This is a genomic window from Leifsonia sp. McL0627, assembly GCF_058244615.1.
The window spans coordinates 510,731-528,418 of sequence record NZ_JBZCGM010000006.1 but is presented as its reverse complement, the minus strand read 5'-3'; the positions used below and the strand labels follow the sequence as shown (position 1 = coordinate 528,418).

Annotated in this window: 15 protein-coding genes and 1 pseudogene; 2 read left to right on the top strand and 14 right to left on the bottom strand. The window is 67.3% G+C overall.

From position 1 onward, the window contains the following. From AC37TH_RS18490 to AC37TH_RS18480, 3 genes and pseudogenes are all read right to left on the bottom strand, one after another. Entirely contained in the window at nt 1-885 is an 885-nt protein-coding gene (locus AC37TH_RS18490; protein WP_490765805.1) for an ABC transporter permease, read from the bottom strand. After that, nucleotides 882-1,841: an ABC transporter permease gene (locus tag AC37TH_RS18485; RefSeq protein WP_490765804.1), complete on the bottom strand. Its 960-nt coding sequence runs from the start codon at nt 1,839-1,841 to the stop codon at nt 882-884. Before AC37TH_RS18485 ends, AC37TH_RS18490 begins: the two co-directional genes overlap by 4 nt. Nucleotides 1,842-1,923: 82 nt before the next feature. Beyond that, a pseudogene (locus AC37TH_RS18480) lies at nt 1,924-3,272 on the bottom strand (ABC transporter substrate-binding protein). Nucleotides 3,273-3,601: 329 nt separating this feature from the next. Here AC37TH_RS18480 and AC37TH_RS18475 point away from each other — a divergent pair. After that, entirely contained in the window at nt 3,602-4,066 is a 465-nt protein-coding gene (locus AC37TH_RS18475; protein ID WP_490765803.1) for a GNAT family N-acetyltransferase, read from the top strand. Nucleotides 4,067-4,109: 43 nt separating this feature from the next. Here the strand turns inward: AC37TH_RS18475 and AC37TH_RS18470 are convergent, their stop codons facing one another. Next, nucleotides 4,110-4,775: a J domain-containing protein gene (locus tag AC37TH_RS18470; protein ID WP_490765802.1), complete on the bottom strand. Its 666-nt coding sequence runs from the start codon at nt 4,773-4,775 to the stop codon at nt 4,110-4,112. 41 nt (nt 4,776-4,816) lie between these two features. After that, complete coding sequence (locus AC37TH_RS18465; RefSeq protein ID WP_490765801.1) at nt 4,817-5,335, bottom strand: isochorismatase family protein; 519 nt, start codon at nt 5,333-5,335, stop codon at nt 4,817-4,819. A 93-nt stretch (nt 5,336-5,428) separates the two neighbouring features. Between AC37TH_RS18465 and AC37TH_RS18460 the strand changes: the two genes are divergently transcribed. Further along, nucleotides 5,429-6,568 carry an ROK family transcriptional regulator gene (locus tag AC37TH_RS18460; RefSeq protein ID WP_490765800.1) on the top strand — a complete coding sequence of 380 codons (1,140 nt, stop codon included), beginning with the start codon at nt 5,429-5,431 and terminating at the stop codon, nt 6,566-6,568. A gap of 10 nt (nt 6,569-6,578) precedes the next feature. Here the strand turns inward: AC37TH_RS18460 and nicT are convergent, their stop codons facing one another. The 9 genes from nicT to AC37TH_RS18415 form a co-directional block, all read right to left on the bottom strand. Next, nucleotides 6,579-7,706: a Nickel transporter NicT gene (gene nicT, locus AC37TH_RS18455; RefSeq protein WP_490765799.1), complete on the bottom strand. Its 1,128-nt coding sequence runs from the start codon at nt 7,704-7,706 to the stop codon at nt 6,579-6,581. Nucleotides 7,707-7,721: 15 nt separating this feature from the next. Next, nucleotides 7,722-8,801 carry a sulfite oxidase gene (locus AC37TH_RS18450; protein ID WP_490765798.1) on the bottom strand — a complete coding sequence of 360 codons (1,080 nt, stop codon included), beginning with the start codon at nt 8,799-8,801 and terminating at the stop codon, nt 7,722-7,724. Between the two features lie 23 nt (nt 8,802-8,824). Next, a complete protein-coding gene (locus AC37TH_RS18445) occupies nt 8,825-9,691 on the bottom strand; it encodes an enoyl-CoA hydratase/isomerase family protein (RefSeq protein WP_490765797.1) in 867 nt (288 codons plus the stop codon). After that, on the bottom strand, nt 9,675-11,054 hold the full coding sequence (locus AC37TH_RS18440) for a Dyp-type peroxidase (RefSeq protein WP_490765796.1): 1,380 nt from the start codon (nt 11,052-11,054) through the stop codon (nt 9,675-9,677). The genes AC37TH_RS18445 and AC37TH_RS18440 overlap by 17 nt, the downstream gene beginning before the upstream one ends. Nucleotides 11,055-11,056: 2 nt before the next feature. Next, nucleotides 11,057-12,196: a DUF4331 family protein gene (locus AC37TH_RS18435; RefSeq protein ID WP_490765795.1), complete on the bottom strand. Its 1,140-nt coding sequence runs from the start codon at nt 12,194-12,196 to the stop codon at nt 11,057-11,059. A 5-nt stretch (nt 12,197-12,201) separates the two neighbouring features. Continuing rightward, nucleotides 12,202-12,750, bottom strand: a complete 549-nt coding sequence (locus tag AC37TH_RS18430) for a hypothetical protein (RefSeq protein WP_490765794.1) — start codon at nt 12,748-12,750, stop codon at nt 12,202-12,204. Between the two features lie 89 nt (nt 12,751-12,839). Next, nucleotides 12,840-13,313 (bottom strand): hypothetical protein, encoded by a 474-nt coding sequence (locus AC37TH_RS18425; protein ID WP_490765793.1) that lies wholly within the window; start codon nt 13,311-13,313, stop codon nt 12,840-12,842. Beyond that, on the bottom strand, nt 13,313-14,509 hold the full coding sequence (locus AC37TH_RS18420) for an ROK family transcriptional regulator (RefSeq protein WP_490765792.1): 1,197 nt from the start codon (nt 14,507-14,509) through the stop codon (nt 13,313-13,315). The genes AC37TH_RS18425 and AC37TH_RS18420 overlap by 1 nt, the downstream gene beginning before the upstream one ends. A 197-nt stretch (nt 14,510-14,706) precedes the next feature. Then, complete coding sequence (locus AC37TH_RS18415; RefSeq protein WP_490765791.1) at nt 14,707-17,616, bottom strand: UPF0182 family membrane protein; 2,910 nt, start codon at nt 17,614-17,616, stop codon at nt 14,707-14,709. Between the last annotated feature and the right edge of the window lie 72 nt (nt 17,617-17,688).

Below are 17,688 nucleotides of genomic sequence, written 5' to 3'. Positions count from 1 at the left end.
TCACTTCCGCCTTTCCGGGTTGAGCAGATCGGAGAGGCCGTCGCCGAGCCACGACATCCCGAGGCTGACCAGGACGACGACGAGACCGGGGATGGTCGCCTGCATCCAGTGCGTGGTGATGAACTCCTGGCCGTCGAGGATCATCGAGCCCCACTCCGGGGTCGGAGGGGCGATGCCGAGCCCGAGGTAGCCGAGCGTGACGATCGCCATGATGTCCATGACCACGTCGCTCGTGCCGTAGATGATGGCCTGCGACAGCACGTTCGGGCCGATGTGCCTGGTCAGGATGCGCGCATCCGACATGCCGCCGAGTTTGGCCGCGGTCACCCAGTCCTGTTTCTTGGCCACCAGCACTTCGCCGCGCACGATCTTCGCGTACGACACCCACGAGACGGCCGCGATGGCGAGATAGATGCTCGCCTCGCCGGAGCCGAGCACGAAGACCAGCACGATCACCATCACGTAGAACGGGAACGCGAAGAAGATGTCGACGATCCGCATCACGATGGTGTCGAACCAGCCGCCGAAGTAGCCGGCCAGGCCGCCGAGGACGGAGCCGACGACGAACGGGATGATGACGGCGAGGAATCCGATGCGCAGGTCGACGCGCGCGCCCCAGATCAGGCGGGAGAGCACATCCCTGCCGTACTTGTCCGTGCCGAGCCAGTGGGCGGCGCCGGGAGAGGCGAGCGCGTTCTGCAGGTCCTGCTTGATCGGGTCGTACGGAGAGATCACCGGGGCGAAGATGGCGACGAGCACCAGGAAGCCGATCACCCCGAGGCCGGCCATCAGCGAGCCGTTGCGATACCACGGCTTCAGGACGCGCGACCTGGCCGTCCTGCGCCTGGTCTGGTAGCCGTCGAGGACGGCGGTCGGCGTGCTCATGCTGCCACCTTCGAGCTGAGGTCGACCCGCGGGTCGAGCACCGTATAGACGACATCGGTCAGGATGCCGACGATCACCACGAACAGTGCAACGAACAGCGCGACCGCCTGAATCGTCGGGAAGTCGCGGGTGAAGATCGCGTTGATCATCAGGGAGCCGAGCCCCGGCAGCGCGAACACCTTCTCGATCACGAGCGAACCGCCGACCAGATAGCCGAGGTTGACGCCGAGGATCGAGACCGTCGGGATCGCCGCATTGCGCAGCACGTGCCCGCGGAACAGCGGCATCCCTCCCGCGCCCTTGGAGCGAGCGGTGGCGACGTACTCGGAGCCGAGGACGTTGATGGTGGACGACCGCAGGCTGCGGATGATCGTCGGCGACATCGCGATCGCCATGGTCAGCGCGGGGAGCGCCAGATAGTAGACGTGGTCGAGCGGGGTGTCGCCGAAGCCGCCGACCGGGAAGATCTTGAGGTTGACCGCGAACAGCAGGATGAGCATGATGCCCACCCAGAACTGCGGCATCCCCTGGCCGAGCAGAGTGTAGATGCGCACCCCGAGGTCGCGGCCCTTGCCTGGCGCCGTCGCCGCGATCCCCGCGAGCGGGATGCTGATGACGAGACACAGCACCACGGCGAAGAACAGCAGCGACAAAGTGACGGGGATGGCCGCGAGCACCAGCCCGGACACCGGCTGCTGATACGTCAGGCTGGTGCCGAGGTTGCCCTGAACCAGGCGTCCGAGGAAGAGGAAGTACTGGGTCCAGATCGGCTGGTCGAGCCCGAGCTGCTTGCGCAGCTCGGTGACCCGCGCCGCCGTGGCGTGCTCTCCGAGGATCGCCACGGCGGGATCGCCGGGCAGGAGGTGCGCCATGAAGAAGACGAGCAGGGTCACACCGAAGATCACGGGGACCGCTTGCAGCAGTCTGGCCGGCACGAAGCGAAGGCGCTGGATCATGGTTCACCTCCCGGAGATGAGGTCGGGTCTGGTCGGGCAGGTCGGGAGGCGGGGCGTCGCACAGAGCACCCCGCCTCCGGTCTTACTTGGACTTGGTGATGTCTTCGACGTGGTAGTTGCCGAGAGGGGTCACTGCGAAGCCCTTGATTTTGTCGGTCGTGGCGTATGCATACGGGGAGTAGTACGTGTACGCGAGGAACGCATCCTGGCCGGTCAGCTCCTGCAGCTTGTTGTAGAGCTCCTGACGCTTGGTCGGGTCGATCTCCTGCTGCGCCTGCTTGTTGAGCTGCACCACCGCCGGGTTGTCGTAGTACGTGAACGCGGACTTGGCGCCGCCGTTCGGGTCGACGGCGAACGTCGTCCACTCGTCGGGGTCTGGGATGTCCATGGTCCAGGCCGACAGGGTCATGTCGAAGTCCGACTTGAGTCTCGCCTGCTTGTTGGCGGTCGGGTCGAGCTGCTTGATCTCGACGGTGATCCCGAGCTTCTTGAGCTCTGACTGGAGGATCTGCGCGACGGACGCCTGGTTGGCATCACCGGAACGGATGAGCAGGCTGGTGCTGAAGCCGTTCGGCTTCGACGACAGCGCCAGCTCCGACTTGGCCTTCGCCGGATCGTATGCCGGACCGTTGGCGTTCTTGTCGTAGAACGGGGTGCCGGGCGAGAGCAGCGAGTTCGCCGCCGTGCCGTTCCCGAAGAGCACGGCCTTCACGAGCGACTGCCTGTCGATCGAGTAAGCGATGGCACGACGGATGTGCTCGTCGTTGTACGGAGCACGCTGCTGGTTGAAGGCGACGTAGTCGATCTGGGTGGACGGGAAGGCGTGGGCCACGATCCCCGGGAGCTCTTCAGCGAGTCGAAGCTCGACCAGTCCGGCGTGTCGTCGATGTCGATCTGGCCGCCTTGCAGCTGGAGCTTGCGGGTGTTCGCGTCCGGCACGACGTTCCAGGTGACGCTGTCGAGCGACGGCTTGTCCTTCTGCCAGTAGTTCGTGTTCTTGACGAGCTTGAGGGACTGACCCTTCTTCCACTCGCCCCACTTGAAGGGCCCGGTGCCGACGGGAGCCTGGTAGAACTCGTCAGCGGTCTTGCCGCCGTAGTTGGCGGGGACGATCGCGTTGCTGAACAGCGACAGGTCGGCGATCAGCGGAGCCCAGGCGTACTTGAGCTTGACGTCGACGGTCGCCTTGTCCACCACGGAGACGGAGCCGATGGCGGCGTTGATGTACCCCCAGCCGGTGTCGGCGGTCGCCGTGTCGGCGTCGATCGAGAATTTCACGTCGTCGGCGGTGACGGGCGTGCCGTTCGAGAACTTCACACCGGAGCGGAGCTTGATCGTGTATGTGAGCTTGTCCGGGGACACCGTGTATCCGGTGGCGAGCCACGGCTTGACCGTCTTGCCGTCGTTGCTGACGGTGAAGAGCGGTTCCATGATCTGCTCGAAGGTGAAGATCGACGGGTTGTCGAACGTGGTGGTGTTGTTCATGGACACGGCGTCGGCCGGGCGGGCGATCACGAGATCGCCGCCTTTCGCAGATGCTGTGGTCGAGCCTGTTCCGCTTGCGCTGCAGCCTGCGAGGACCAGGGCGGCCGCGCTCACCAGCGCTCCTACGGCAATGCGAGTGCTTCTCTTCATTGACTACCTCACTTGTCGGCACCATGGTGCGTTACTCGGTGGGTTCATACTTGTACCGTTTGATACAGTTTCGCAAGTTGTTAATGTGATTGTTACATTCGTAACAACTCACTAATATGAGTGTCATGCTCGTGCTGAGACCCTTCGACGTCGCCGACTTCCCCGCTCTGCGCTCCTGGGCGCCGACCGAGGACGACGTCTACCTCTTCGCGGGGGCCAGACGGCACTGGCCGCTCACCGACGCCACTCTCACGAGCTGGCTGACTGCGGAGGGCGTGACGCCGTGGACGGCCCACCTCGCCTCAGACCCCGGCACCGCCGTCGGCCACATCGAGCTCGTCAGAACCGGACCGGCGACGGGTCGCCTCGCCCGCGTCCTCCTCGACCCGGCGGCGCGTGGACACGGTCACGGGCGCAGCCTCGTCTCCGCCGCGATGGAGGCCGCACGCGACGAGGGCGTGAGCGCACTCAGTCTGAACGTGATCTCCGCCAACGCCGTGGCGATCCGCACGTACGTCTCGCTCGGGTTCTCCGCCGTCGGGCAGAACAGCGAGCATCCCGAGATGACAGTGATGGAAGCGACGCTCTGAACACGACGCTTCGCTGCGCCAGCTCCGGCTCCCGTCCTAACGGCTACAGCGTGCGCAGGTATTCGTCGCACAACTCGTTCGGCGTGACCCCGACCCTGCGGTTGGCGTTCAACCGCCTCGCGCGGATGATCCCGAGGACGACGAACCGGATGCTCCCGATGACGGCGGCCAGCGCGAGGCCGACGAAGGCCGCGATCACCAGCACGACGAACTCCGAGTCGCCGCCGCTGGCGATATTCGTGGAGATGAACGAGCAGAACGCCACGGTCAGCGCCGCCCAGAACACGACGACGGCGTGGAACGCCGTCTTGTCGGCGGCCCTCCAGCCGAGCACGGTCCGCAGCGGAACCTGATCGTCCTCGTGATAGTCGCGGTACTCCCGTTCCAGGCTCTCGACGGCGACGATGTACGGCCTGACCCGCGCGGCGCGGTTGCGGGCCTCGCGCTCCGCCTGTTCACGCTGCCGGTCGCCGTTGCCAGCCCATCCGGAGTGCCCTGCTGCCCCCGCCTGTCTCCCCGCGTCGTACGCCGCCCTGCGGCGCGGGTCGCCCAGCACCTCCCAGGCCTCCTGCACCAGGATGAACAGTTCGCTCGAACCGCCGAGATCGGGATGCACCTGGCGGGCCAGACGCGTGTACGCCGCTTTCAGCTCGGCCTGCGAAGCGGTCGGAGCCACCCCGAGGACCTTGTAGTGATCGACCGTCGCCACACCGCACCGCCATCCGGGTCACAGTCAGTCGTGGAGCAGCATCAGTCGAACCGGACCTCGACCAGGTCCACGATCGTCACGCCCTCCGCCGCGAGTTCGATCGCCACCCGCTCGCTGATCTCCGCTGCGGACTCGCCGTCGTCGTATGTCGCGTGACCGTCGGCAGGCACGATCACCTCGAAGCCGCGCTCCAGCGCGCCGAGGGCCGTCGACTGGACGCAGTATTCGCTCTGCAGACCAGCGACGATCAGCGTCGAGACGCCCATCGCGTGCAGCACGTCCGCCAGCGCCGGGTTCGACTCGAAAGTGTTCGTCACGTCTTTGCGCACCACAGGCTCGCCAGGAAGCGGGCGGAAGACGAACTCCCATCCCGGCGTTCCCGGCTCGTCAGGGTCGCCCGCTTCGCCGTCGTTCTGTACGTGGACGATCGGGATGCGCGCCTGCCTCGCGCGCGCCAGCAGGCCGGACATCGTCTCCCGGAAGGCCGCGGCACCCTCGATCGCTGTCTCGCCGTCGAGCATGTTGCGTTGCACATCCACCAGCATCAATCCATAACCCATGCTGTCCATCATCCGCCGACACCTCCCGATTCGCTATGGTCGACAGCAGACAGCAACGCGCGCACGGAACTGCGCACAGGGAGCGGACAAACGGTGGCAGACGATCACAGCAAGGCGACGCAGGCCGCCGTCCGTGAGCGCAACGTCAGGAGCGCGTTGCAACTCGTCGTCTCCGGCGGAGGGACCGCGACCCGCGCGGGCATCGCCAGGCGCACAGGACTGACCTCCGCCACCGTCTCCTCCCTGCTCGCCGGACTGATCGCCGACGGGCTCGTCCTGGAGGGCCAGCGGGCGGAGAGCACGGGAGGCAAACGGGCGACGACCCTGCAGGTCGACCAGGAGCGGCACGTGCTGCTATCGGTGATCGTGCAGCCGGGCCTCGTGCGCGGCGCCGTCGTGAACCTGCTCGGCGTCGAGCTCTCCACCGTCTCGCAACGCCCGTCCGCGCCCGGCGCCGTGGAGGACGTGCAGGCCGTCGTCCGCAAGCTCGCCTCTTCCACCACGGCGAGGGTCGTGGCCGTCGGCCTCCAGGTGCCTGGGATCGCGGACGGCCCACTCATCCGGGAGTCCGTGCAGCTCGGCTGGACCGACCTCGACCTCGGTGCTGCGCTCAGCGGCATCGTCGACGCGCCCGTGCACCTCGTCAACGACGCGGACGCCGAAGCCATCGCCGACTACTCCACGTCCGACCAGTTCGGCGCGAATCAGATGTTCGTCTCGCTGAGCACCGGTGTCGGGGCGGCGTTCATCGTCGACGGCACCGTGCTCGCCGGAGCAGCCCACCGCGCGGGAGAGATCGGCCACGTCCCCGTGCTGTTCGGCCCGGACGCGCCGCTCTGCCCGTGCGGCAACCGTGGCTGCCTGGAAGAGGTCGTGTCGGTCACGTCCCTGCTCGGGCTCCCGCACGGGGCCGACCTGGAGTCCGTCGACGTCACGGGCCTCGCGGCGACGCCGGAGTCCAGGGAGCGCATCGCGGCGGGCGCCCGTGCGCTCGCCAGGGCGCTGCTGCTGGTCGGCGCCGCCCTCGACGTGCCGAACGTTGTGCTCGGCGGGGCAGCGCCGAAACTCGGCGACGAGTTCATCGGGCACCTACGGGCCGAGGCGGCGCGGCACACCGTCCGTGCCGCGATGCCGCTCAGCTTCCGCTACGCCAAGATCGCCCTGGAACAGCCGTTCCGGGGAGCGGCGCAGCACGCCATGCAGTCGACCCTCGGGGTGAGCTGGGCGCTCTAGGCGCACCTCCCTACGGCGAGTCCTCCTGGCCGCCGACGGAGGGCGACCATCTTTCTTCGATGCGTCCGTACTTCCAGATCGTCACCGCGAGCAGCCAGACGAGGACGAAGACGGCGACGACGAGATAGCCGGCATCGTTGAGGTTCAGCCGGCCGATGGCCGCCAGCGGGCCCGTCGTGATACCCGCTTGGTCGGCCACGATCGACACGAGTTCGATCGTGCCGATGAGCAGGGCCACAGAGACCGACAGCGCGGTGACGACCAGGTTGTAGTAGATCTTCCTGACCGGGTGGGCGAAGGCCCAGCCGTATGCGAAGTTCATGAAGCAGCCGTCGATGGAGTCGAGCAGGCTCATCCCCGCCGCGAACAGGATCGGCAGGGTCAGGATCGCGTACCAGGGAAGCGCGAACGCCGCGGCGCCGCCGGCGAGCACGAGCAGGCTCACCTCGGTGGCCGTGTCGAACCCCAGCCCGAACAGCAGTCCGACCACGTACATCTGCCACGGCTTGGTGATGACACGGGTCGCCCGGCCGAAGATCATGGTCAGCAAGCCTCGGCTGTGCATCCGGGTGTCAGGAGCGTCGTCGTCGCCGTCGCCGCATCGCAGACGCCGGAACCCTTTGAGGATGCCCGCCAGGGCGAGCAGATTGAGGATTCCGATGATCCAGAGGAACACCCCGGAGACGCCGGTGCCGATCACGGCGAGAACACTGTGGAGGGTGGACGCGCCGGAATCGACCTGAGCCGCCAGCGCCCTGACACCGGATGCGAGGAGAACGCAGAGCCCGAACACGATGCTGGAATGTCCGAGCGAGAACCAGAACCCCACCGAGAGCGGCCGGTGGGCGGCGTCCATGAGCTTGCGCGTGGTGTTGTCGATGGCCGCGATGTGGTCGGCGTCGAAGGCGTGCCGCAGTCCGAGGATGTACGCGGTCACGCCGAGCCCGATCCCGAAGCTCTGTCCTGCGCCCAGCTGGAGGTTCTGCGGGGCCACCATCCAGGCCAGGACCCCCCAGCCGACGACGTGCAGGCCGATGACGACGCCGGCCATCGTGGCCACGGACATCCATTCGCGGCCGGTGAGGGCGTGCCTGATCGCTCGCGCCCGGGAGATCCGGGCCGACGCTGCAGCGCTCACGAAGGATCCCCCGACTCAGGTGACGTCGACGTAGACCACCTCGACGGCGTTGTTCCCGTAGCCGAGCCGGTTCCACGGCGGGACTTCCGGCTGCACGTTCCCGGCGGCGTCGGTGGCCCTGACCCGCACCGTGTGGCGGCCGATGTCGGTGGCTGCCCAGTCGTACGACCATTCCTGCCACTGGTATGGGCCGGTCGCGGGTTGAAGGTCGGCTTCGTACCACTCGCCCGCGCCGGTCAGACTGACCTCGACGCGCGTCACCGGGCTTGAGCCGGACCAGGCTTTGCCCCGCACCGTGCACGGCCCGGCGGCGATGGTGGACCCGGCGGCCGGCTCGGTCATCCGCGCTCGGACGCGCATGATGTCGACGCGCTCCGGTGGCCGGTCCGCCCACTCGTACATGTAGTGGCCGGTCTGGAACTCGCCCGCGAACAACTCGGTCAGCACGTCGATCCGCTTGAGCCACTTGACGGAGGCCACGGCGTACCAGTGCGGAACGACGAGCCGGAAAGGCGCCCCGTGGTCCAGGCCGAGAGGCTCGCCGTTCATCTCGTAGGCGATGAGGATGTCGGCGCCCGGATCGGTGGCCGTGGCCAGCGGCAGGGCGCGCACGAAGCCCAGGTCGTTCCTGTCGGTGTCGGCGAGCACCGGGTTGAGATGGTACGGGCCGTGGTCGGCGCCCTCGAACCGCACGTCCACGCCCTCGGCGACCGGGCCGGCCTCGGCCAGCACCTCGTGCAGCAGGGCGCCCTTCCAGCGGGCGGTCGACACGGCGTAGTCGCCCCACGGCTCTCCCGTGGGCAGCGGACGCATCTCCAATCGCCCGTTTCCGGCGCACTCGAGCGTGACCGCCCACTCGTGCGCCGGCCTGGCCCGCAGATCGTCGAGCGTCAACGACAGTGGATGGGCCACCGCTCCCCCGATCTCGAGCGTTCCGTCGTGGTCCGGCACCGCGAAGTTGCTGCGGACATAGTGGAACTCGGTGGGAGTGATCTCGGTGACGAGCGCTGCAGGCGGCGCTTCTGCGTTGTATGGGGCGGGGTTGATCAGCTGCAAAGCGGCGCGCGAAGCGTCGAGATCGTCGGTGATCGCCATGACGGATCCTCCTCGTTCAGTGGTCAGAAGTCCGCGTCTCGGAACACCGGATCGCGGTCGTCGTTGAACGCGCCGATGCCTTCGGCGCGGTCGGGATGGATAGCCGAACGCCAGTGCGCGTCCATCATGATCGCGATGGCCTGCTCCACCGGTTGCCCCTCCCCGAGCTGTACGGCGCGTTTGACCGCCTGGACCGCCGTCGGCGAGTTGCCCGCGATCTTCCGTGCGATCCGCTGGGCGGCGCCCGCCAGCTCGCTCTGGCTGTGGAGCTCGTTGACCATGCCGAGCCGGTACGCGTCGGCGGCGGTGATCGGGTCGCCCGTCATAAGCAGCTGCAGTGCTCGCCCTCGTCCGAGCAGGCGCGGCAGGAACACCGGCGATCCGCCCCCGGCCGAGAGTCCGATCATCGCCTCCGGCTGGCCGAAGGTCGCGTTGTCGGAGGCGATGATGAAGTCGCAGCTCTGGGCGAGTTCGCATCCGCCGCCGTAGGCGATCCCGTTGACGGCCGCGAAGAGCGGCTTGCGCAGCTGCCTCACGGTGTACAGGGTGCGATCGAAGGCCTGGCGCTGGCGGAGCCACTCCTCCTTGGTCATCGCGTTTCGCTGTCGCAGGTCGCTGCCGACCGAGAACGCGCGGTCCCCTGCACCGGTCAGGACGACGACACGAACGTTCGTGCGGACGGCGATCGTCTCGACGGTCGCGGTGAGGCGAGCGCCCATCTCGGTGGTGATCGCGTTGTCGGCGTGCGGCCGGTTGAGCGTGATCACCGCGATCCGGTCGTCGTCCCGATATTCCAGCAGCACGGAGGATTCCGGCTCAACAGCGTCGGCGGCGGGCGGAGCGAAGTCGAGGGAGTCCCAGCGGTCGGTGCCTTCAGATGGTGCGGTCATGGCTCTCCTCGATCGGTGCGGCTTCCGGAAGTTCCGCCAGCCAGCGCAGCGCAGACAGGCTCGGAGCGAAGAAGTATTCGCCGCCGCGGGTGACCACGAAGGGCGGCACCTCCTGCAGCCTGCGTCGGATCGGGCGCTGCGGAATGGTGAAGGTGGTCGTGCCGGAGACGGGGCCGACGATGGGGTCGGCTTCGCCGGGGGCGCCGATGAAGATCCCGTCGTTCAGCCACTGGGTCTTGACGAACTCGAACTGACGTTTGATGTGGGCGCCGGCGAAGACGAAGATGATGCCGCGGTCGGCGCCGTCGTCCTCCAGCACCCCCTCGGGAAGTTCCGGACCGTAGCTCGTCCCGCGCCGGATCATGCGGTGCAGGCGGGTGTCGACGCTGCCGTCGCCGTCGAGGGCGTCACGCGGATTCGCGCGGCGGGCGTGCGCGCCCACCGGGCACTTGAAGCCGCGGGGGTCGTCGCCATAGCGGAAGTCGTTGTTGCGGCGCGGGTCGCCACCGAGTTCCGGGTCGCCGTGCTGCGGCGAGAGCGCCAGAGGGGTTCCGTCCTGCCAGCGCCCCACCATCTTCGCGCCGAGCAGTGCTTCCTCCGCGCGATCCGCGGCCTTCGCGCGGAGATACTGCCGGTAGGCGGCGACCTTCGTGTGCAGCTTGCGGAAGACGACGTACGTGCCGTTTCTGCCCAGGACGTCCGGAGTCGGCATCGGGGGCAGCTCGCCCGTCTCGTCCGGGTAGCCGAGGATGATCTTACCCGCCTTGAGCGGGCGCTTGTGCGGGTTGGATGCCGGCCTGCCGCTGCCCTCGACCGACGGCTGGCCGATGCCGTCCTTGAAGCCGAACGAAGTCCGTCCCGTGGGGAGCTGATAGCAGTCCTGCCGCCAGACGACCGTGATGCCCGGCAGTTCCTCGTGGGCACGGCGAGCCCGCTCGGCGACGGCGTCGAGGCTGGGCAGATCTTTGGACAGCACGGCGATCGCGATGTGGACGTCCGGTGTGCCGAGCGGCTTCTCCCAGTTCTCCGGAGCGCTCTCGCCGACGTCTCCCAGAATCGCCGCGCGAGCGGCCATCCCTTCGCGGAACTCCGGCGTGAAGCTGTCGAGCGAGGCCTGCGGCACCCCGAGCGCCCTGAGGCCGTTGTACGTGAACGCCACGGTGATCCACGTGTCGTCGGCGGGGTCGGGCGCCGGCACGCCGGAGTCCACGAGCGACACCAGTCGCCGGACGAGTTCTCGCCCAGCGGCGGGATCGTCAATCCGGAGCATCAGGTAGGCGCCGACGTACGGCGACGGACGCTCATGCAACGCGCCGCTTTGAATATCGGCGAGCTCAAGGGTCACGCTGTCGGACGTGCTCACGATCAGTGATGTTCAGGCTTGTCGGGCGGATCGGGGTTGGGGGCGGACAGGTATGGAAAGGTCTGAGTCGCCGGTCTGGACGATTTGTCGACCCCGTCGCGGATGATGGGCCCGTCGCCTGCGTTGATGAGGGTCGTGAAGAAGACGTCCATGACGTCGTCGTTGATCGCACGGCCGCCGCTGGTCTCGTGGTCCTTGCCGTCGAGCGAGGCGAGCTCGATTTCAAGGAACGATCCCTTCTCCTGGTACGGCTTGGTGACGTCGACGACCAGATAGTCGGCGAGCACCAGCTCGGTCAGCGGGTGGACGCCGTCGGTCACCGGCCAGTCTGTGTTGCCGTCGAGGCCGTCCCAGAACGCGAGGTTGGCGTTGAGCCGAGCCCGGTACGCGCCCTCGTAGCCGTGCTGGATGTGGAACGCGTCCTCCATGTTGTAGAGGTCGCGGATCTCGAGATCCTGATTGACCGGATCGAACTGCTTCGCCGCGAGGATCAGGTTCTTCACCTCGGGCCGCCCGACCCTCTCGATGCGCACGTTGAACGTGCCGCGCGTCAGCGTCTCGGCGACGACGCCGACCAGCGTCGCTCCTCCGAGCAGGGCGGTGTCGATCTCGACGACGAGTCCGAGGATGTTCTTGCCGTCCATGTAGATCGCACCGAGTTCCGCGAAGGCGAGCTGGCCGGTCGCGACGGTCTTGAGCGCCGCCGGAGCGTCCAGGATGAACGGGTCCCACCGCGCGCCTGCGAAAACGCGCACGCCGTGTCCGGAGCCGCCGCCTTCGTCGTTGACTCGGAACGGGACTGTCTCACCGGAGGGTGTGATGCACGTCCCCTCCTGCTCGAAGGGCTCGGAGTCGTGGACGATCGGCGGGGAGAAGACGCAGTCGAACACGAATTCCTGGGCGCCGTGCTCAGGGCCGGCACTGAACGGTGGCCGGCTCCCTGCCGGCTCTGCCGTGAGCGGCCTGATCCGGAAGCGGTAGATGAGGCCCTCTGACAGCGCGTTGGTGACCTTCGCGAACGGCAGCGTGTTCATGACGACAACGAGGCGTCCCGGGCTCTCCGGGCTCGGGAAGGCGAAGACATCCGTGATGTCGGCGATCGAGTTGGCGAGCGCCCTCGGCCCGGAGATGTGGTCCGACACAGGCGTCAGTCCCCTGCCTCGTCGAGGAGCGGTTGCAGTGCGGGATGCGCGAGAGCCGTCGCTGCGTCCGGGTGGTCGAGCACGCGCTGGAAGGCCGCGTTCACGCGCTGCGCCTTGCGGATCTCTTTCACGGTTCCGCCGTAGTTGCGGGCGTATGCCGCTGCGCTCTGCTGGGCGCCGAGGATGAACGCCTTCTCGGCGGCGAGGTCCGGAAGGCCGTCATAGCCCTCCGTGTGGGTGAAGATCACATCGAAGAGCGCCAGCGTCGGACCCGAGTTGAAGAAGTCCTCCATGTAAGAGTCCCACGGCCCGTCGAAGCTGGTGATGAAGGCCAGCCGGGTGTCGTCGTCGAAGAGCACGAACCGAGCCTCGTGAATAGTCGATACGGCCATCCCGTAGTCGCCCGGCCGGTAGCCGTCCGTGTCCATCAGGTCGCTCAACGCGGCCCGCAGGGAGGCGCCCATTCCTTCTTTGACGCGGAAGAAGAGGCTGAACTCGCTGGTGGGGCCCACGCTGATGCCGGGCTCCGATGACTGTTCTGAGGGCGGTGCCATGGGTGCTCCTTCGCCGAAGTCTCACCAGTATGGAACGCCTCACTGCGCTTCACGTCACCCCGATGGGGTGACCCTGCGCTTGGCGGTCCCTACGTCAGCAGGTCCAGAAGGGCGGCGCCCCTCGCCCTGTCGTAGCCGAAGGTCGCGATGTCCGCGTATTCGTGTCCGGTGAGGCCGTGGCCGAGGTCGACGACGAGAACCGACCGGCAGGATGCACGCACCGCGTCGACGACGGCGCGCACCCAGGCGAACCGCTCGTTGTCGATCCCGACGATCACCACCGGAGACCTGGTCGCCAGGACCAGATGCGGATCGTCGCCCTGACCGGCCGACACGACGGGGTTGCTCTCCCAGAGTCGGCCGACGCTGGAGTCCTGCACGGCGAACGCCTCGGCGAGCGTCGACCAGCGCGGGACACCGAGCACCTCGTTGTCCGCCGTGGCGAGCCGCACGACCGTGCAGCGCCCGTGGAACGCGGGGAGCGCATCCAGCGCGTGCTTCGAGAAGGCGAACGACCTGGCGATCGCGTCCGGCTCAGCAGCCCGGTCGAGCACGAGGGTCATCAGGACACCCCGAGCTGCGCAGACATGACCATGACGACGCACCCGCGGACGACGATGTCCCGGCCCTGCGTGGTCATCCTGAGTGTGGCATCGGAGTGGAACCCCGCCATCGTTCGGTTGCGGAGCGTCTCCCCCACCGCGTCGATCAGCGCGCCGTCAAGGAGTTCCTCCGGGCCGCTCAGCACGACCTCCGACAGGTTCAGCGCCCCGACGATGGGGGCGAGCGCGACGCCGAGCCTCTGCCCGGCCTCGCGGAGCACCTGATGGACGGGCTCCCCGGAGAGCGCCGCTGCCGCGACGCGCGATTCGAGCCGTGGAACGGCGAGCCACGCCTCCAGGCATTTCTCCCTGTCGTATGGGCCCTCGGAGCCGTCGTCGGTCCCGACCATCACCTGGCCGATCTCACCAGCGGCGAACCGGCTGCCGAGCACGAGGGCACCGGCGACGAGCAGTCCAGAACCGACACCGTGGCCGATCTTGACGAGCATCATGTCGCCCTGGGCGCCACCGAAGCCGTGTTCGGCGAGCACGGCGACGTTCGCGTCGTTCGCGACGAACACCGGGAGGCCGGTGTGGTCCTCGATCACGGTCTGCAGCGGACGGTCGATCCAGCCGAGGTTCGGGGCGGCGACAACGGTTCCCGACGCGTCGACGATGCCAGGCGAGCCGATGCCGACGCCCAGGATGGGGGCGGTGGTCATTCCGACCAGCCGGTCGACCAGGGCGAGCACCTTGGCGACGGCCTCGTCTCCGTGGCTTCCGGCGAGGGGAACCTCCGCCGTTGCGAGGATCGTTCCGTCGATGTCGAGCACCGCGCCGCGGAAAGCCGAGTGCTCGCTGAGGTCGACGCCGACGATCTGCGTGGCCGCCCTGTTCATGTCGAGGAGCACGGCGGGCTTGCCAGGGCGGGCGTCGTCGCGCTGGCCCAGTTCGATCACCAGGCCCTCGGCGATCAGGTCGCTGACGAGGTCGGAGATAGTGACCCTGGTGAGGCCGGTCTCGCGGGCGATGTCCGCCCTGCTCACCTGGCCTGCGTGATACAGCGTCTGCAGCACGAGCGAACGGTTGTGGTTGCGGGCGTGCTCAGGGAGGACCTTGCCGCGCGGGCGCAGGGCGCGCCCGGGAACCATGCCCCGATCCCGTGGGACCGAGCCGTGATCGCTCGCGGTGGAGCGCCGTCCTTCGTCGACCAGCATGTTTGTTAGTAAAGTCGACAATCAAAGTTTTGGCAAGCATTTTCTGGGGTCACGGGCGGCGTGTCGCGGAATACCGGGCAGCGCGCGGTTCCAGAGTTCTCGCACTTTGTACGGCGGGTGAACATACACCGGAACGCCCGACAAAAGGGCGGGGCCCGCATCCAGTGGATGCGGGCCCCGCCCTGTCGAGGATCGGACTACTTGGTGGCCGTCGTCCCCTCGGCCGCGAGTGCGTCCTGCAGCGCCTGCTGCAGTCGTGCGTCGGCCTGGCCGTATGCGGTCCAGTCGCCGGCCTTCAGGGCCGTCGCCCGGTCGGAGAGTGCCTGCTTGGCCTGCGCGAGCGCCTGCTGCAGCGCCGCATTGTTCGTCGGCGTCGGCGTTCCCGTGGTGCCCGGGCTCGGAGTACTCGTGCCTCCCCCGGTCTGCGGGACGTTGTTGTCGCCGGCCGTCGCACCGGAGTCACCCCCGAACAACGAGTCGAGCGCCTGATCGAGGGTGTCCTCGAACGCGATCTTGTCTCCGAACGCCACCAGCACCTTCTGCAGCAGCGGGTAGCTGGTCTCACCCGTCGACTTGACGTAGACCGGCTGCACGTAGAGCAGACCACCGCCCACCGGAAGCGTCAGCAGGTTGCCGTTGATCACATCCGTTTTGCCCTGTCTCAGCAGGTTGAGCTGCGCCGAGACCGTCGGATCCGAGTTGAAGGTGTTCTGCACCTGTCCAGGCCCTGGCACCGTATCGCTCGATGGCAGGGTCAAAAGTCTCAACTTGCCGTAGGCGGAAGAGACTTTGCCCTTGGTCGAACCGGCGTCGGAGTCGACCGCCAGATAGCCCTTGAGGACGGATCTGCTCGACTCGCTGGATGCCTGGGGTATGAAGGTGGTGTACAGCGAGAACGACGGAGCGGTCTGGCCCGGCATCTGCATCGTCAGGTAGTACGGCGGTTGCAGCGTCGGATCTGTCGGAGACGAAACGGGGTCGTTCGGCGTCGTCCACGCGTCCTCCCGCGAGTAGAACGAACCGGCGTCTGTCACGTGGTACTGACCGAGCACGGAGCGCTGCACCTTGAACATGTCGGCCGGGTAGCGCACGTGGCTGAGGAGCTGCGCGCTCATGTCGCTCATCGGCTTGACCGTGGCCGGGTAGACCTTCTCCCACGTCTTCAGCACCGGGTCTTTCGCGTCCCAGGCGTAGAGGGTCACGGAGCCGTCGTACGCGTCGACGGTCGCCTTGACCGAGTTGCGGATGTAGTTGATGTCGTCGAAGGCGTATGCCGGCTTCGGCGTCTCGGTGTCCGCGATGGCGTCGCTCAGGCTGCCGACGTGCGAGTAGGGGTACTGGTCGCTCGTCGTGTATCCGTCGATGACCCACTTGACGCGGCCGTCCACGACGGTCGGGTATGCCTGCGAGTCGAGCGTCAGGTACGGCGCGACCTTCTGCACCCGCTTGATCGGGTCACGGTCGTAGAGGATCTGCGAGTTGTTGTTGACGGCGTCGGACAGGACGATCTGCTCATCCTGGAACTTCAGCGCGTAGACGAGCCGCTTGAAGATGTTGTCGAGCTTGGGACCGCCGTTGCCGGCGAACGTCGTGTACGTCTGCTGCGCGTCTCCCGAACCTCCCGGGTAGTCGAGCTCGACGTTCTTGCCGCCCTTCGGGCCGCCGACGATCGAGTATGTCGGCGACTGCTGGCCGAAGTAGATGCGCGGCTCGTACGTGCCGAGCGACCCCTGGCTCGGGATCCCGGACTCGAGGAACACCGGCTGACCGTCTGACGAGCGCTTGTTGCCGTATGCGGCGACCAGGCCGTAGCCGTGGGTGTAGACGATCGTGTCGTTGTACCAGTTGCGGGCGCTGGTCAGGCCGGACTGCTGCAGCTCGCGCACGGCGACCACGGCGTCCTGCTCCTTGCCGTTGATGTCGTAGCGGTCGACGGCGAGGTTGTTCGGGAACGCGTAGTACTGGCGGAACTGCTCCAGCTGACGGAACGACGGGCTGACCACGGCCGGGTCGATGATGCGGATCTGCGCGGTGGTCTGCGCATCCTGCCTCAGCTGGCCCTGCTCGACGTCGGTCGTGGCGTTGTACGGGATGACGTCGATGTTGCTCAGGCCGTACGCATCCCTGGTCGCGTCGATGCCGTCTTGCACGTATGGCGTCTCGAGCGTCTTCTGGCTCGGTTCGACCTGGAAGCGCTGGACCACCCACGGGTAGATCGCGCCGACCACGAGCGCCGCCACGATGAGCAGCGCCGTGCCGACCACCGGGAACCGCCAGCGGCCGATGAACGCCGTGAGAACGAAGAGCAGAGCGACGAAGACCGCGGCTCCCGCGAGGATGGCTCGGCCGGGGATGGTGGCGTTCACGTCGGTGTACGCGGCGCCGTTGATCATGCCGTTGACGTTGGAGTCGGTGACCGTGGCATACCGGTCGAGCCAGATGCTCACGCCCTGCAGCAGCAGGTAGAGCGCAGAGATGATGGAGATCTGGACGCGGGCGGCCTTCGAGATGCGCACCTCACGGCCGTTCACCCTGATGGACCCGTAGAGGTAGCAGGTGGCGAGGGTCGCCAGCAGGGCGATCAGCACGACGGCCGACGCGAAGCCGACGGCGCTCCGATAGAACGGGAGGGCGAACATGTAGAACCCGATGTCCAGGTGGAACAGGGGGTCGGTCTTGCCGTACGCCGTGCCGTTGATCCACATGGCCGCTGTCTGCCAGCGGCTGCCCGCCGAGACGCCGGCGAAGATGCCGAAGACGATCGGGATGCCGTACATCGCGAGACGGCGCAGCGGCTCGACGACCTGCTGATACCTGTCGAGCTGCGAGTTCAGCTTGGCGTACACAGGCCGGAGCCGGTATGCGAGCTGGATGGCGAGCCAGAGCGGCAGCGCCATGCCGAGGAACCCGATGAAGAACATCGTGATCGCGCCGAACCACTGCGTGGTGAGCACGTTGAGGAACCCGAGCTGCTGATACCACAGGATGTCTGCGTACAGTCCGGCGAAGACGAAGAACGCGATCACCAGTGCGACGATCACACCCAGGGTGATCCAGATCGCCGCACGACGGCGCCCAGGTGGTCGGACGGCTGCTGTTGAACTCACGAATGGCCCTCATTGCTCTCGCGTGGCAAGGTCAGAGACCCATCCTAGGCGTCGCTCGCTTGGAGATTGCCG

What these genes read in the sequence shown, in the direction of transcription:
- AC37TH_RS18490 (WP_490765805.1), bottom strand. Translation starts at nt 885, where the DNA reads ATGAGCACGCCGACCGCCGTCCTCGACGGCTACCAGACCAGGCGCAGG.
- AC37TH_RS18485 (WP_490765804.1), bottom strand. Translation starts at nt 1,841, where the DNA reads ATGATCCAGCGCCTTCGCTTCGTGCCGGCCAGACTGCTGCAAGCGGTC.
- AC37TH_RS18475 (WP_490765803.1), top strand. Translation starts at nt 3,602, where the DNA reads ATGCTCGTGCTGAGACCCTTCGACGTCGCCGACTTCCCCGCTCTGCGC.
- AC37TH_RS18465 (WP_490765801.1), bottom strand. Translation starts at nt 5,335, where the DNA reads ATGGGTTATGGATTGATGCTGGTGGATGTGCAACGCAACATGCTCGAC.
- AC37TH_RS18450 (WP_490765798.1), bottom strand. Translation starts at nt 8,801, where the DNA reads ATGGCGATCACCGACGATCTCGACGCTTCGCGCGCCGCTTTGCAGCTG.
- AC37TH_RS18445 (WP_490765797.1), bottom strand. Translation starts at nt 9,691, where the DNA reads ATGACCGCACCATCTGAAGGCACCGACCGCTGGGACTCCCTCGACTTC.
- AC37TH_RS18430 (WP_490765794.1), bottom strand. Translation starts at nt 12,750, where the DNA reads ATGGCACCGCCCTCAGAACAGTCATCGGAGCCCGGCATCAGCGTGGGC.
- AC37TH_RS18425 (WP_490765793.1), bottom strand. Translation starts at nt 13,313, where the DNA reads ATGACCCTCGTGCTCGACCGGGCTGCTGAGCCGGACGCGATCGCCAGG.
- AC37TH_RS18420 (WP_490765792.1), bottom strand. Translation starts at nt 14,509, where the DNA reads ATGCTGGTCGACGAAGGACGGCGCTCCACCGCGAGCGATCACGGCTCG.